Annotated in this window: 12 protein-coding genes; 10 read left to right on the forward strand and 2 right to left on the reverse strand. The window is 70.7% G+C overall.

The window, feature by feature from the left end; all coding sequences use genetic code 11:
• Positions 1-44 precede the first annotated feature (44 nt).
• A complete protein-coding gene (locus ACFTQE_RS04415) occupies positions 45-1046 on the reverse strand; it encodes a LacI family DNA-binding transcriptional regulator (RefSeq protein ID WP_376923922.1) in 1002 nt (333 codons plus the stop codon).
• A gap of 166 nt (positions 1047-1212) precedes the next feature.
• Between ACFTQE_RS04415 and ACFTQE_RS04420 the strand changes: the two genes are divergently transcribed.
• From ACFTQE_RS04420 to ACFTQE_RS04455, 8 genes are all read left to right on the forward strand, one after another.
• Positions 1213-2739 carry a sugar ABC transporter ATP-binding protein gene (locus ACFTQE_RS04420; RefSeq protein ID WP_376923923.1) on the forward strand — a complete coding sequence of 509 codons (1527 nt, stop codon included), beginning with the start codon at positions 1213-1215 and terminating at the stop codon, positions 2737-2739.
• Positions 2736-3767 (forward strand): ABC transporter permease, encoded by a 1032-nt coding sequence (locus ACFTQE_RS04425; protein ID WP_376923924.1) that lies wholly within the window; start codon positions 2736-2738, stop codon positions 3765-3767. Before ACFTQE_RS04420 ends, ACFTQE_RS04425 begins: the two co-directional genes overlap by 4 nt.
• The gene (locus tag ACFTQE_RS04430) at positions 3767-4831 is read left to right on the forward strand and encodes an ABC transporter permease (RefSeq protein WP_376923925.1); all 1065 of its coding nucleotides are present in this window, start codon (positions 3767-3769) and stop codon (positions 4829-4831) included. Before ACFTQE_RS04425 ends, ACFTQE_RS04430 begins: the two co-directional genes overlap by 1 nt.
• A gap of 65 nt (positions 4832-4896) precedes the next feature.
• A complete protein-coding gene (gene rhaS / locus ACFTQE_RS04435) occupies positions 4897-5931 on the forward strand; it encodes a rhamnose ABC transporter substrate-binding protein (RefSeq protein ID WP_376923926.1) in 1035 nt (344 codons plus the stop codon).
• A 189-nt stretch (positions 5932-6120) separates the two neighbouring features.
• Complete coding sequence (locus ACFTQE_RS04440) at positions 6121-6501, forward strand: L-rhamnose mutarotase (protein WP_376923927.1); 381 nt, start codon at positions 6121-6123, stop codon at positions 6499-6501.
• A 28-nt stretch (positions 6502-6529) separates the two neighbouring features.
• On the forward strand, positions 6530-7696 hold the full coding sequence (gene rhaI / locus ACFTQE_RS04445; protein WP_376923928.1) for an L-rhamnose isomerase: 1167 nt from the start codon (positions 6530-6532) through the stop codon (positions 7694-7696).
• 43 nt (positions 7697-7739) lie between these two features.
• A complete protein-coding gene (locus ACFTQE_RS04450; protein ID WP_376923929.1) occupies positions 7740-9776 on the forward strand; it encodes a bifunctional aldolase/short-chain dehydrogenase in 2037 nt (678 codons plus the stop codon).
• Positions 9773-11218: a rhamnulokinase family protein gene (locus ACFTQE_RS04455; RefSeq protein WP_376923930.1), complete on the forward strand. Its 1446-nt coding sequence runs from the start codon at positions 9773-9775 to the stop codon at positions 11216-11218. Before ACFTQE_RS04450 ends, ACFTQE_RS04455 begins: the two co-directional genes overlap by 4 nt.
• A gap of 29 nt (positions 11219-11247) precedes the next feature.
• Here ACFTQE_RS04455 and ACFTQE_RS04460 read toward each other — a convergent pair whose 3' ends face one another.
• Positions 11248-11817 (reverse strand): hypothetical protein, encoded by a 570-nt coding sequence (locus ACFTQE_RS04460; RefSeq protein WP_376923931.1) that lies wholly within the window; start codon positions 11815-11817, stop codon positions 11248-11250.
• Between the two features lie 47 nt (positions 11818-11864).
• Here ACFTQE_RS04460 and ACFTQE_RS04465 point away from each other — a divergent pair, with 47 nt between their 5' ends.
• Together ACFTQE_RS04465 and ACFTQE_RS04470 are read left to right on the forward strand one after the other, a co-directional pair.
• A complete protein-coding gene (locus ACFTQE_RS04465) occupies positions 11865-12794 on the forward strand; it encodes a 2-hydroxyacid dehydrogenase (RefSeq protein WP_376923932.1) in 930 nt (309 codons plus the stop codon).
• Positions 12795-12870: 76 nt separating this feature from the next.
• Positions 12871-13842 carry a serine hydrolase domain-containing protein gene (locus tag ACFTQE_RS04470; protein WP_376923933.1) on the forward strand — a complete coding sequence of 324 codons (972 nt, stop codon included), beginning with the start codon at positions 12871-12873 and terminating at the stop codon, positions 13840-13842.
• Positions 13843-13848 lie beyond the last annotated feature (6 nt).

Here is a 13848-nt window from a genome sequence, read left to right on the forward strand (position 1 = left end):
ACTCCGGACGTGTGACGTGTCGGCGACCGACCGGGACCCTCGGCTCAGCCGCCGGTCGATTCGCGCACGACGAGCTCGGGCTGGAACACCACTCGCTCCTGCGCGGACTCGCCGCCGGCCTCCTTCAGCATGAGGTCGACCGCGGTGTAGCCGATGAGGGCCGCCGGCTGGCGGATCGACGAGAGCGGCACGACCGCCGCCGATGCGAAGTCGATGTCGTCGTAGCCGATGAGCGCGATCTCGCCGGGCACGTCGATGCCGCCCTGCATCATGAGCGCCTGCAGCACTCCCATCGCGAGCAGGTCGTTGGCGGCGAAGATCGCGTCGGGGCGATCGGATGCCGCGCGCTCCCGGATGCCCGCACCGGCGGCACGCCCGGCGAGCACGGTGAGCGACTCGGTCGCGATGATCTCGAGCGTGACGCCCTCGGCCTCGGCGACGGCCCGGCGCGCGCCCTCAAGCCGATCGGCGACCTGGCGGATGCTCGCCGGCCCGCCGACGAATGCGATGCGGCGCCGGCCTGCGCCGATGAGATGGCGCACGGCGAGGGACCCGCCGACGACGTCGTCGACGGCGACGGAGGAGAAGCTCTGGTCGGGCACCTCGCGGTCGACGAGCACGACCGTCGTGCCGCGGTCGCGGAGGCGCTGCAGCCGCGGAAGGTCGTCGGCCAGCGGCGAGATGAGCACGCCGGCGACCCGCTGCTCCTCGAAGAGGTCGAGGTAGGCGCGTTCGCGATCGGCGTTCTCGTCGCTGTTGCCGAGCAGGATCGTCATGCCGTCTTCGGCGGCTCGGTCCTCTGCGCCGCGCGCGACGTCGGTGAAGAACGGGTTGCGCACGTCGAGCACGACGAGGCCGATCGACCGGCTGTGGCCGGCGCGCAACTGCCGGGCGGCGTCGTTGCGGATGAAGCCGAGCTCCTCGATGGCCGCGGTGACGCGGGCGACCGTGGCGGGCGCCACCTTGTCGGGGCGGTTCAGCACGTTCGAGACGGTGCCCACCGAAACGGATGCCGCCGCCGCGACATCTCGGACACTCACCGCCATCGTCCCTGCCTCTCCCCTGCTCGTCGGCGAACTCTGCAGTGAAACGTACCACCGGCTCGTTCCGTGACTTGACATCGCTCCGCGGTCGCCGTAAATTGCTCACGTTCACCTGAATTAAAACGATTCAACCACGTGGGGTCCGCCCCCGCAGTTTAGGTCCAGATCAATGACGATTCCCCCCGGCGCTCCCGAGCCCGCTCCGGCGCTCGAACTCCGCGACATCCAGAAGTCGTTCGGCTCCGTCGTAGCCCTCCGCTCCGGCACCATCGAGGTGGACGCCGGTTCGATCCACGCCCTCGTCGGCGAGAACGGCGCAGGCAAGTCCACGCTCGTGAAGATCGTCGCCGGTCTCTACCGCCGCGACGCCGGCGTGTTCCGCCTCGAGGGCACCGAGGTCGACTTCACCTCGACGGCCGACTCGAAGGCCGCGGGCATCGCCGTCATCTACCAGGAGCCGACGCTCTTCCCCGACCTCTCGGTCACCGAGAACGTCTTCATGGGCCGCCAGCCCGTCGGCCGGTTCGGCCGCATCGACCGCAAGGCCATGCGCACCGAGGTCGACGGCCTCTTCCAGCGCCTCGGCGTCAGGATCGACCCCGACCGCCCGGCCGACGGCCTCTCGATCGCCGACCAGCAGGTCATCGAGATCGCGAAGGCCATCTCGCTCGACGCGAAGGTCCTGATCATGGACGAGCCGACCGCAGCGCTCTCGGGTGTCGAGGTCGACCGCCTCTTCCAGATCGCGCGGAGCCTGCGCGACGAGGGCCGGGCCATCATCTTCATCTCGCACCGCTTCGACGAGGTCTTCGACCTCTGCGACACCGTCACCGTCATGCGCGACGGCGCGTACATCTCCACGAGCCGCATCTCCGACACGAACGTCGACGAGATCGTGCGCCAGATGGTCGGCCGCGACGTCACCGAGCTCTTCCCGAAGCAGGAGACCACGATCGGCGCACCACTGCTCGAGGTCGAGGGCCTCACGAGCGCCGGCATCTTCCACGACATCTCCCTCACCGTGCGCGCCGGCGAGATCGTCGGCCTCGCCGGGCTCGTCGGCGCCGGGCGCAGCGAGGTCGCCCGTGCGATCTTCGGCGTCGACCACTACCAGGCCGGTTCCGTGCGGCTGAACGGCAGGCCCGTGCCCGCCAAGAGCCCGACCGCTGCGATGCGCCTCGGCCTCGCCCTCGTTCCCGAGGACCGCCGCAAGCAGGGGCTCGTGCTCGACTCGAGCGTCTCGCGCAACACGACCCTCGCCATCCGCTCGCAGCTCGCGAGGTTCGGCATCATCACCTCGGGCTTCGAGAACCGCGCGGCCCGAGTCTGGGCGAGCCGGCTCGAGGTCAAGACGAACGCGCTCAGCACCGTCGCGGGAACCCTCTCGGGCGGCAACCAGCAGAAGGTCGTGCTCGGCAAGTGGCTCGCGACCGAGCCCACCGTACTCATCATCGACGAGCCGACCCGCGGCATCGACGTCGGCACCAAGGCCGAGGTGCACCGCCTGCTCTCCGAGCTCGCCGGGCAGGGCATGGGCATCCTCATGATCTCGTCCGAACTGCCCGAGGTGCTCGGCATGGCCGACCGCGTGCTCGTCATGCGCGAGGGGCGCATCACCGCCGAGATCGACCGAGCCGACGCGACATCCGAGAACGTCATGTTCGCCGCGACCCACGCCGAGGAGCAGCACTCGTGAGCACCGCGACCACCACCCCGACCCCCGCCTCCAACGTGACGAAACGCCTCGGCGCGATCGGCAAGGCCCGTGAACTCGGGATCCTCCTCGCCCTCGTGATCGTCGTGATCGCAGCAACTGCCGCGAACCCGAACTTCCTCTTCAGCGCAGACGGATGGCGCGACCTCCTGCTCACCCCGTCGATCCTCGTGCTCGTGGCGGTCGGCCAGGCGATCGTGCTCATCACCCGCAACGTCGACCTCTCGGTCGGCTCGGTGCTCGGCCTGACGGCCTACCTCACCGGTCGGCTGTTCATCGACATCCCCGGCATACCCATCATCGTGGTCTTCGTCATCGCGGTCGCGTTCGGCGGCGTGCTCGGCCTCATCAACGGCGCCCTCGTGGCGTTCGCCAAGGTGCCGGCCATGGTCATCACACTCGGCACGCTCTACGCGTACCGCGGCATCAACGTGCTCTGGACGGGCAGCGACCGCATCAACGCCTCCGACCTGCCGAAGCCGTTCCTCGCACTCGGCACAGAGCAGTTCCTGACGATCCCGATCCTGACGATCATCGCGCTCGTCGTGCTCGTCATCGCCGGCTGGTACATGAAGAACACCCGCGGCGGCCGCGAGTTCTACGCGATCGGCTCCGACCCGGCCGCGGCCGAGCTCTACGGACTCCGGGTCACCCGGCGCCTGCTCACCGCGTTCGTGCTCTCGGGCGCCCTCGCCGGCCTCGGCGGCGTGCTCTACGCGGCTCGCTACGGCACGATCAACTCGCAGGCCGGCTCGGGCTGGGAGCTCGACGCGGTGGGCGCAGCCGTCATCGGCGGCGTCGCGATCGTCGGCGGCGTCGGCTCGGTCTGGGGCGCGGCCATCGGCGCGGTGCTCCTGCTCACGATCAACCGGGCACTGCCGATCCTCGGCATCCCCGACTTCTGGCAGCGCGCCGTCGTCGGCGTGCTCATCATCGGCGCCATCGTGCTCGACCGCGTGCTCGCGGTGCGCGCGAAACGCAAGCTCATCGAGGCAAGGGACGACAGCTGATGTCGAGCATCACCCAGACCACGCCCGCTCCGGCATCGGTGCGGCGGTACCGCGACTACGACCAGCCGCTGTGGAAGCGCGTGCTGCTCACTCGCGAGATGGCCATCATCGCCCTCCTCATCGTCGTCGTGATCGTCGCATCGATGACGGTGCGGGGCTTCGGGCAGCCGATCACGCTGACCTACCTGATCCTCGACGTCACGCCGATCCTCCTGATCGCCCTGCCGATGACGCTCATCATGATCACCGGCGAGATCGACCTCTCGGTCGCGAGCGTCGTCGGACTCTCGAGCGTCGTCACCGGCGTGCTGACCCAGGGCGGCATGCCGTTCGAGATCGCGGCCCTCATCGCGCTCCTCGTGGGCGGCGTCGGCGGCGCGATCAACGGATTCCTCGTCACGGTGGTCGGCCTGCCGTCGCTCGCCGTCACGATCGGAACGCTCGCACTGTTCCGCGGTCTCGCCGTGGGCCTCCTCGGCACGACCGCGGTGACCGACTTCCCGGAGTTCTGGACGGACCTCGCGAAGGCGAAGCTCGGCACCACCGGCATCCCGCTCGTGATCATCCCGTTCCTGGTGCTGCTCGTGGTCTTCGCGGTGCTGCTGCACTTCACCCCGTTCGGTCGCGGCATCTACGCGATTGGCCTCTCGAAGGAGACCGCCGCCTTCTCGGGCGTCGACGTGGGGCGCACGAAGTTCATCCTGTTCGTGCTCGCGGGCCTCGTCTCGGCGCTCGCCGGCATCTACTACACGCTGCGCTTCGGCAGCGCCCGCGGTGACAACGCGACCGGCATGGAGCTGCAGGTCATCGCGGCCGTCGTGCTCGGCGGAGTCAGCGTGTTCGGCGGCCGCGGCGCGCTGCACGGCGTCATCGCCGGCGTGCTGCTGATCGGAGTGCTCGCGAGCGCGCTGCGGCTCGCCAACGTCACCTCCGACGTCATCAACATCATCACCGGGGCGCTGCTCGTGATCTCGGTGGTGTCGTCGAGCTTCCTGGCCTGGCTGCGAACGCGGCGCCAGGCCCCAGGAGGGAAACCGCGCGTCGAGGTCTCCACAGCAGGGTAACCAGACCGCACCATCGTCGATGCGACCAGGTCATCGACGCCATCCATATGAAGGGACGAACAACGATGTTGTTTCAGAAGAAGACCCGGGCAGCCGCCCTCGCCGCGCTCGCGGTGAGCGTCGCCCTCGTCGCGACCGGCTGCGCAGCCGGTGACTCCGGCTCCGATGGCGCGGAGGGCGACGGCGGCAACCTGTCGATCACCTTCCTGCCGAAGAACCTCGGCAACCCGTACTTCGACACGTCGAACGCGGGCGGCGAGGAGGCCATCGAGGAGTTCGGCGGCACCTTCGCCGAGGTCGGCCCCGCCGAGGCGACGCCCGACGGCCAGGTCAGCTACATCAACACGCTCACCCAGCAGGGCGTCGGCGCGATCGCGGTCTCCGCGAACGACCCGAAGGCGATCTGCGACGCCCTCAACGAGGCGCGCGACGCCGGCGTCAAGGTCGTCACGTTCGACTCCGACACCAACGCGGACTGCCGCGACCTGTTCGTGAACCAGGCCGACTCCGAGGGCATCGCCAAGGTGCAGGTCGACCTCATCGCCGAGCAGATCGGCGACGCGGGCGAGATCGCCGTGCTGTCGGCCTCGGCCAACGCCACGAACCAGAACGCCTGGATCGAGCTCATGAAGGAGGAGCTCGCTGCGAACCACCCCGACATCGAGCTCGTCGAGGTCGTCTACGGCGACGACGACGACCAGACCTCGTTCGACAAGACCGCGGCGCTGCTGCAGACCCACCCGAACCTCAAGGGCATCGTCTCGCCGACCACGGTCGGCATCGCGGCCGCCGCGCGCTACCTCCAGACCTCGGAGTACCAGGGCAAGGTCGCGCTGACCGGCCTCGGCACCCCGAACCAGATGCGCGAGTACGTCGAGGACGGCACCGTCACGGCGTTCGCCCTGTGGAACCCGGCCGACCTCGGCTACCTGGCCGCCTTCGCATCGAAGGCGCTCATCGAGGGCGATATCACGGGCGCCGAGGGTGACACCTTCGACGCGGGCAAGCTCGGCGAGTACACGGTCGGCGCCGACGGCGTCGTGCTCCTCGGCGACCCCTACGTGTTCGACGCGGAGAACATCGGCGACTTCGACTTCTAGTCGATCGCGGGGCTCTGCGCGCGCTTGTCGACGCGCAGGGCCCCAACCCGTTCCCGGCATCGCGCCGAGCCGAACGAAGGAGCCGGATTCGCACCGCGCGGGCAGTTGCGGAATCCGTGCCCCGGTCCTAGCATTGAAACGATTCATTACGCGGAAGTACCGCAGATCCACCGAAGGACGGAGCAGGCCATGAGCGAGGCGAACGCCACCGTGCGCATCTGCTTCCAGCTGCAGGTCGACCCCGCTCGCCTCGACGAGTACCGCGCCCGCCACGAGGCCGTCTGGCCCGAGATGCTGCGCGCCATCGAGGCATCCGGTCGTCGCAACTACTCGCTCTTCCTGCGGGACGACGGCCTGCTCATCGGCTACTACGAGACCGATGACGACGCCGCGTCGCAGGCGGCCCTCGAACTCGATCCCCGCACCGCAACGTGGGAGGCCGACATGGCCGGGTTCTTCATCTCCCTCGGCGGACGCCCCGACCAGTCCGCCCCACGACTTCCCGAGGTGTTCCACCTCGAAGACCAACTCGCCGCGCTCGACTCAGAGCACTCGGCGACGCACGACTGAACACGCACCAGAACCGGAAAGAGCCATCGTGAGCATCCTCCCCACCGACGTCCTCGGCCAGCTCGAGCAGCAGTCGATCGAACTCCCGAGCTGGGCGTTCGGCAACTCGGGCACCCGCTTCAAGGTCTTCGCGACGCCGGGCACCCCCCGCGACCCCTTCGAGAAGATCGCGGATGCCGCGCAGGTGCAGAAGTTCACCGCGCTCGCCCCGGTCGTCGCCCTCCACATCCCGTGGGACAAGGTCGACGACTACTCGGCCCTCCGCGCCCACGCCGAGGAGCACGGCGTCGAACTCGGAACGGTCAACTCGAACACCTTCCAGGACGACGACTACAAGTTCGGCGCCCTCACCCACGAAGACGCCGGCGTGCGGCGCAAGGCGATCGACCACCACCTCGAGTGCATCGACATCATGCACGCGACCGGCTCGCGCGACCTGAAGATCTGGCTCGCCGAGGGCTCGAACTACCCGGGCCAGGCCGACCTGCGCGGCCGCCAGGACCGCCTGCACGAGTCGCTGCAGGAGATCTACGCCCGCCTCGGCGACGAGCAGCGCCTCGTGCTCGAGTACAAGTTCTTCGAGCCGGCGTTCTACCACACCGATGTTCCCGACTGGGGCACCTCCTACGCCCAGGTCTCCGCGCTCGGCGACAAGGCCATGGTCTGCCTCGACACCGGCCACCACGCTCCCGGCACGAACATCGAGTTCATCGTCATGCAGCTGCTCCGGCTCGGGAAGCTCGGCTCGTTCGACTTCAACTCGCGCTTCTACGCCGACGACGACCTCATCGTCGGCGCGGCCGACCCCTACCAGCTGTTCCGCATCCTCTTCGAGGTCATCCGCGGCGGCGGCCTGAACAATCCCGACGTCGCGTTCATGCTCGACCAGTGCCACAACGTCGAGGACAAGGTGCCGGGCCAGATCCGCTCGGTGCTGAACGTGCAGGAGATGACGGCGCGCGCCCTCCTCGTCGACACCGAGGCGCTCCGCGCCGCGCAGGTGTCGGGCGACGTGCTCGAGGCCAACCGCATCTTCATGGACGCCTTCTACACCGACGTGCGCCCGGCCCTCGCCGAATGGCGCGAGTCGCGGGGCCTGCCCGCCGACCCCATGGCCGCCTTCGCGGCATCCGGCTACCTTCAGCAGATCGCCGCCGACCGCGTCGGCGGCGTGCAGGCCAGCTGGGGCGCCTGACCCTCCCGACGACCACCCTCCGCACCACCGAAGGAACCTCCTCATGACGAACCAGGCAGCAGCAGACCTCATCGCGCGGTCGAACCGCCTCGGCGCCGACCCGAAGAACACGAACTACGCGGGCGGCAACACCTCGGCCAAGGGCACCGAGACCGACCCGGTCACGGGCGAGCCCGTCGAGCTCATGTGGGTCAAGGGTTCGGGCGGCGACCTCGGCACGCTCACCGAGCAGGGCCTCGCGGTGCTGCGCCTCGATCGCCTGCGCGCGCTCGAGGGCGTCTACCCGGGCCTCGAGCGCGAAGACGAGATGGTCGCCGCGTTCGACTACACGCTGCACGGCAAGGGCGGCGCGGCCCCGTCGATCGACACGGCCATGCACGGCCTCGTCGACGCGGCCCACGTCGATCACCTGCACCCCGACTCCGGCATCGCGATCGCGACCGCGGCCGACGGCGAGGAGCTGACGGCGAAGATCTTCGGCGACAAGGTCGTGTGGGTACCGTGGCGCCGCCCCGGCTTCCAGCTCGGACTCGACATCGCCGCGATCAAGGCGGCGAACCCCGCAGCGATCGGCTGCATCCTCGGCGGGCACGGCATCACGGCGTGGGGCGACACCTCGGAAGAGGCCGAGGCGAACTCCCTCTGGATCATCGACACCGCCGCCGCGTACATCGCGGAGCACGGCGCGGCCGAGCCGTTCGGTGCCGTCGTGCCCGCGTACGAGCCGCTCGAGGAGACCGAGCGCCGTGCGAAGGCCGCCGCCCTCGCCGCAACGGTGCGCGGCATCGCGAGCCACGACAGGCCCATGGTCGGCCACTTCACCGACGCGCCCGAGGTGCTCGACTTCCTCGCCCGCTCGAAGTCGGGCGCGCTCGCCGCGCTCGGCACGAGCTGCCCCGACCACTTCCTGCGCACCAAGGTCAAGCCCATGCTGCTCGACCTGCCGGCCTCGGCGAGCATCGAGGATTCGGTCGCGCGTCTCACGGAGCTGCACGAGGCGTACCGAGCCGACTACCAGGCGTACTACGACGCGCACGCGGATGCCTCGAGCCCCGCGATCCGCGGCGCCGACCCGCTCATCGTGCTCGTGCCCGGTGTCGGCATGTTCAGCTACGGCGCGAACAAGCAGACCGCTCGCGTGGCGGGCGAATTCTACGTCAATGCGATCAACGTCATGCGCGGCGCCGAGGCGCTCTCGACCTACTCCCCCATCGGCGACGCCGAGAAGTTCGCGATCGAGTACTGGGCCCTCGAGGAGGCCAAGCTCCAGCGGATGCCGAAGCCGAAGCCGCACGCCGGCCGCATCGCGCTCGTGACGGGCGCAGCGTCGGGCATCGGCAAGGCCATCGCCACGCGGCTCGCGGCCGAGGGCGCGTGCGTCGTCATCGCCGACCTCGACCTCGAGAAGGCGCAGGCCGCCGCCGCCGAGCTCGGCGGCACCGATGTCGCGATCGGCGTCGCGGCGAACGTGACCGACGGCGCGGCCGTGCAGGCCGCGATCGACGAGGCGGTGCTCGCCTTCGGCGGCCTCGACCTCGTCGTCAACAACGCGGGCCTCTCACTCTCGAAGCCGCTCCTCGAGACGACCGAGGCCGACTGGGACCTGCAGCACGACGTCATGGCCAAGGGCTCGTTCCTCGTGTCGAAGGCCGCCGCACGCGTGCTCATCGACCAGGGCCTCGGCGGCGACATCGTCTACATCTCCTCGAAGAACTCGGTCTTCGCGGGTCCGAACAACATCGCCTACTCGGCGACGAAGGCCGACCAGGCCCACCAGGTGCGCCTCCTCGCCGTCGAGCTCGGCGAGTACGGCATCAAGGTCAACGGCATCAACCCCGACGGCGTCGTGCGCGGCTCGGGCATCTTCGCCAGCGGGTGGGGCGCCAACCGCGCGAAGACCTACGGCATCGAGGAGGAGGACCTCGGCAGGTTCTACGCCCAGCGCACGATCCTCAAGCGCGAGGTGCTGCCCGAGCACGTCGCGAACGCGGTCATCGTGCTCACCGGACCGGAGCTCAGCCACACCACCGGGCTGCACATCCCGGTCGACGCAGGCGTCGCCGCCGCCTTCCTGCGATGAGCGCGGAGGGCGCGGGCACCGTCGCGGCCGTCGACCTCGGGGCGACGAGCGGTCGCGTCATCCTCGGCCATGTCGACGGCCGTGCAGGCACGCTCGCGCTCGACCACGTGGCGCGCTTCGCGAACGGACCGGTGCGCCTCGCCTCCGGCCTGCACTGGGACGTCACGGGCCTCTCCCGCGACCTGGGCGCCGGCCTCGCCGAGGCGTTCCGGCGCGACCCGTCGACGGCCTCGATCGGCATCGACTCGTGGGCGGTCGACTACGGCCTGCTCCGGGGCGACCGCATGCTCGGCGAGCCGTTCCACTACCGCGACGGGCGGAGCGACCGCGGCGTCGAGGCCGTGCACGCCGTCGTGCCGTTCGACGAGCTCTACCGACGCAACGGCCTGCAGTTCCTGCCCTTCAACACGGTCTACCAGCTCGCCGCCGAGCGGGATGCGCCCGACGGATGTCTCGGCGTCGCCGACTCGCTCCTGCTCGTGCCAGACCTGATCGGATTCCAGCTCACCGGCGCGCGCCTCGCCGAACGCACGAACGCCTCGACCACGGGGCTCGTCGGCGTCGAGTCGGGCGAATGGGACGACGAGCTCATCGAGCGGCTCGGGCTCCCGGCATCCGTGTTCGCACCGCTCGTGAGCCCCGGGGAGTCGTTCGGCCCGCTGCGCGCCGCCGTCGCCGCGGAGCTCGGCGCCCCCGCGGGCATCGAGGTCGTCGCCGTCGGCTCGCACGACACCGCCTCGGCGGTCGTCGCGGTGCCCATGCGCGCGGAGTCGGCCGCCTACATCTCGTGCGGCACGTGGGGACTCGTCGGCGTCGAGCTCGAGCAGCCGGTGACGACGGATGCCGCGCGCGCGGCGAACTTCACGAACGAGGGCGGCGTCGACGGCCGCGTGCGGTTCCTGCACAACGTCATGGGCCTCTGGCTGCTGTCGGAGTCGGTGCGCTGGTGGGAGCGCGACGGTGCACGCATCGACCTCGCCGAGCTCCTGGCGGCGGCGGCATCGGTCACCGGGCCCGTCGCCGTCTTCGACGCCGACGACCCGCGCTTCCTCGCGCCGGGCGATCTTCCCGGCCGCATCGCCGAGTGGTGCGCGGAGCGGGGGGTCGCCGCGCCCGCGAACCGCGCCGAGTTCGCACGGTCGATCGTCGAGAGCCTCGCCGAGGCGTTCGCCGGCGCCGTGCGCACCGCATCGCTGCTCTCGGGCGTCGACGTCGAGACGATCCACGTGGTCGGCGGCGGAGCGCTCAACGAACTGCTCTGCCAGCGCACCGCCGACCGTGCCGGCATCCCGGTGCTCGCCGGCCCCGTCGAGGCGACCGCGATCGGCAACGTGCTCGTGCAGGCCCGCGCGCAGGGCTTCGTGCACGGTGACCTCGAGGCGCTGCGCGCACTCGTGGCGCGGGCGTTCGCACCGCGCCGATACGAGCCGGTCACCCGCTGACGCCGAGTCCGCTCCGATTCGAGGATGGATCAGTGCGCGTGCGCGAGCTGCTGGAGCGCGATCACCGCGAAGCCGAGACCGACGAGGATGACGAGCGCGATGCCCTGCTGCCACCACAGCAGTCGGGTACGGCGCACCGCGAGGTAGCCGATCGCGGCGAGCGTCGCGACGTAGACGATGCTCGCCGCCCGAAGCGCGGCCGCGAGCTCGATGACGTCGAACCACGCCAGCACGAGCAGGATGAGCGGCACCGACGCCGACGCCAGCGCCTCGCCCGAGACCCGCAGCATCTTGCGGAACTCGGCCCCCTCGGGGAATGCCGCGTGCACGGCGAGATGCGAGACGACGTCTGCGACGAAGCCGGCGGCGGTGATGCCGACGATGCCGACGAGCAGTGCGAGCGTCGCCTGCTGCGCCGTGAGGTGCTCGGCGTTCGCATGCTGCACGAGCACGATCGCGAGGCCCGTGAAGGTCGCGTAGACCCGTTCCTTCAGCGCCTCCGCGCGCTCTTCGACCGGTCGCTCGGCGAAGCGGTCGCGCTTGCTCCGATGGCCGGGTCTCGCCGTGCCGGCAGCCGGCCCCGCCCCGTCGTCGTCCATGGGCGGGACGTTACCAGTCCTCCGCTCCGCTCTGGAAGGATCGCAGCATGACCGACGCGCCCGCCCTCCTCGTGTCCCTGCCCGGCGCCACCCTGCGCGATGCGATCGGCCCCCTGCCCGAGGGCGTCGACGTCGTGCTGTGGGACCTCACCGGCCCCGCCCCGGCCGAGCACGTCGACCTCGTCGTTCCGCCGTACATGGGCGCATCGGCCAAGCTCGGCGCCCTCGAGGGCGTGACGACCCGCCTCGTGCAGTCGCAGTCCATCGGATACGACGATGTCGCGGCGGCGCTGCCGCCGGGCCACGTCTACGCGAACGCGGCATCCGTGCACGAGACCTCGACCGCCGAGCTGACGCTCGCCCTCGTGCTCGCGGCCCAGCGGGGCATCCCCGACTTCGTGCGCGCGGCGAGCGAGGGGCGATGGGCGCCGGCCAGGCACGCGAGCCTCGCCGACCGCCGCGTGCTGATCGTCGGGTACGGCGGCGTCGGCAAGGCCATCGAGGATCGCCTGCTACCGTTCGAGGTCGAGGTCACGCGCGTCGCGAGCCGCGCCCGCGCCGACGAGCGCGGCCGCATCCACGGCATCGACGAGCTCCCCGCCCTGCTGCCCGACGCCGAGATCGTGATCGTCGGCGTCCCGCTGACGGAGGCCACGACCGACCTCGTCGACGACGCCTTCCTCAGCGCACTGCCCGACGGCGCGCTCGTCGTGAACATCGCCCGCGGCCGCGTGGCCGACACCGATGCGATCATCGACCACGCCACGCGCGGTCGGCTGCGGTTCGCCCTCGACGTCACCGAACCCGAGCCCCTGCCCGACGGGCACCCGCTCTTCGCCCTGCCGAACGTGCTCGTCTCGCCCCATGTCGGCGGCGCCTCGACGGCGATGATGCCGCGCATGGCGCGGCTCGTGCGCGACCAGGTCGAGCGGATGCTGCGGGGCGATGAGCCCCGCAACGTCGTGCTGCGCAGCTGAGCGCTCGGCCCGTCGGCCGCGACGACCGCCCGCCCCTGCACCCGAACTCCACCCGAACACCCCCGGAAGGACCACCATGCCGATCTTCGACCACGCCTTCGACTGGGCCAGGCGCAACGTCGAGCGGGGCCCGCTGCCCTCGGCCGTGCTCGGCATCGCCACGGCCGAGGGCACCGTGGCGCTCGAGGCGTTCGGCGCGGCATCCGTCGACGACCACTACCCGCTCTTCTCGGTGACGAAGCCGATCGTCGGGCTCGCGGCCCTGCAGCTCATCGAGCAGGGCCGACTCACGCCCGACACCCCGCTCACCGACGCGGTGCCCGAGTTCGGCGCCGGCCGCGACGACGTCGTGCGCCTGCGCCACCTGGTCAGCCACACCTCGGGCATCGTCGAGCCGGCGATGGACCACCCGCAGGGACTCCGACGCGGGCTGCTCGAACCTGGGCGCGACTTCGCCGCGGGCACCGTCAGCCGATACTCGACGATCGCGTTCGAGGGCGTCGCCGCGCTCATCGAGCACGCCTCCGGCGCCCCGTGGGAGCGAGCCGTCGCGACGGTCGGCGAACGTGTCGGTGCGACGGGCTTCACGTTCGACGCCGACGCCAGCCGCCACGACCCCGTCGAGGCCGCCGAGCGGGGGCTCGACTACGCGAGGTTCTCCTCGCAGCGGCATCCGGGCGCCGGCCTCCTCGGCCGTGCCGACGACCTGCTCGCCGTGGGCAGCGCGCTGCTCCGCGACGACGGATCGCTCGTCTCGCGAGTGACGACGTCGGCGATGTTGCGCCCGCTCACGGCCGGGCTGCCGAAGCTCGAGCCCTACCCCGCCGCCCGCGGCCAGGACTGGGGCTTCACGTGGAACGTGCGGCACTCGGCGCCGGGCCTGCTCGCGAGCGACACGTACGGCCACGGCGGCTGGGCCGGCACCGAGTTCTGGATCACGCCGTCGCTCGGCGTGTGCTTCGTGCTGTTGACCGACATCGCCGGCGGCATCGGCCGCTTCGGCGTGAGCTCCGACGAGCTGCACAACGCGGTGGCCGCCGGGGCCTGAGTCGTC

This window comes from Agromyces sp. NPDC056965 (assembly GCF_042673425.1).
In the GTDB taxonomy this organism is placed as follows: Bacteria; Actinomycetota; Actinomycetes; order Actinomycetales; family Microbacteriaceae; genus Agromyces.

Bases quoted from the DNA above. Each gene is read 5' to 3' on its own strand.
- ACFTQE_RS04415 (WP_376923922.1), bottom strand. From the start codon at position 1,046: ATGGCGGTGAGTGTCCGAGATGTCGCGGCGGCGGCATCCGTTTCGGTG.
- ACFTQE_RS04420 (WP_376923923.1), top strand. From the start codon at position 1,213: ATGACGATTCCCCCCGGCGCTCCCGAGCCCGCTCCGGCGCTCGAACTC.
- ACFTQE_RS04430 (WP_376923925.1), top strand. From the start codon at position 3,767: ATGTCGAGCATCACCCAGACCACGCCCGCTCCGGCATCGGTGCGGCGG.
- rhaS (WP_376923926.1), top strand. From the start codon at position 4,897: ATGTTGTTTCAGAAGAAGACCCGGGCAGCCGCCCTCGCCGCGCTCGCG.
- ACFTQE_RS04440 (WP_376923927.1), top strand. From the start codon at position 6,121: ATGAGCGAGGCGAACGCCACCGTGCGCATCTGCTTCCAGCTGCAGGTC.
- ACFTQE_RS04450 (WP_376923929.1), top strand. From the start codon at position 7,740: ATGACGAACCAGGCAGCAGCAGACCTCATCGCGCGGTCGAACCGCCTC.
- ACFTQE_RS04455 (WP_376923930.1), top strand. From the start codon at position 9,773: ATGAGCGCGGAGGGCGCGGGCACCGTCGCGGCCGTCGACCTCGGGGCG.
- ACFTQE_RS04460 (WP_376923931.1), bottom strand. From the start codon at position 11,817: ATGGACGACGACGGGGCGGGGCCGGCTGCCGGCACGGCGAGACCCGGC.
- ACFTQE_RS04465 (WP_376923932.1), top strand. From the start codon at position 11,865: ATGACCGACGCGCCCGCCCTCCTCGTGTCCCTGCCCGGCGCCACCCTG.
- ACFTQE_RS04470 (WP_376923933.1), top strand. From the start codon at position 12,871: ATGCCGATCTTCGACCACGCCTTCGACTGGGCCAGGCGCAACGTCGAG.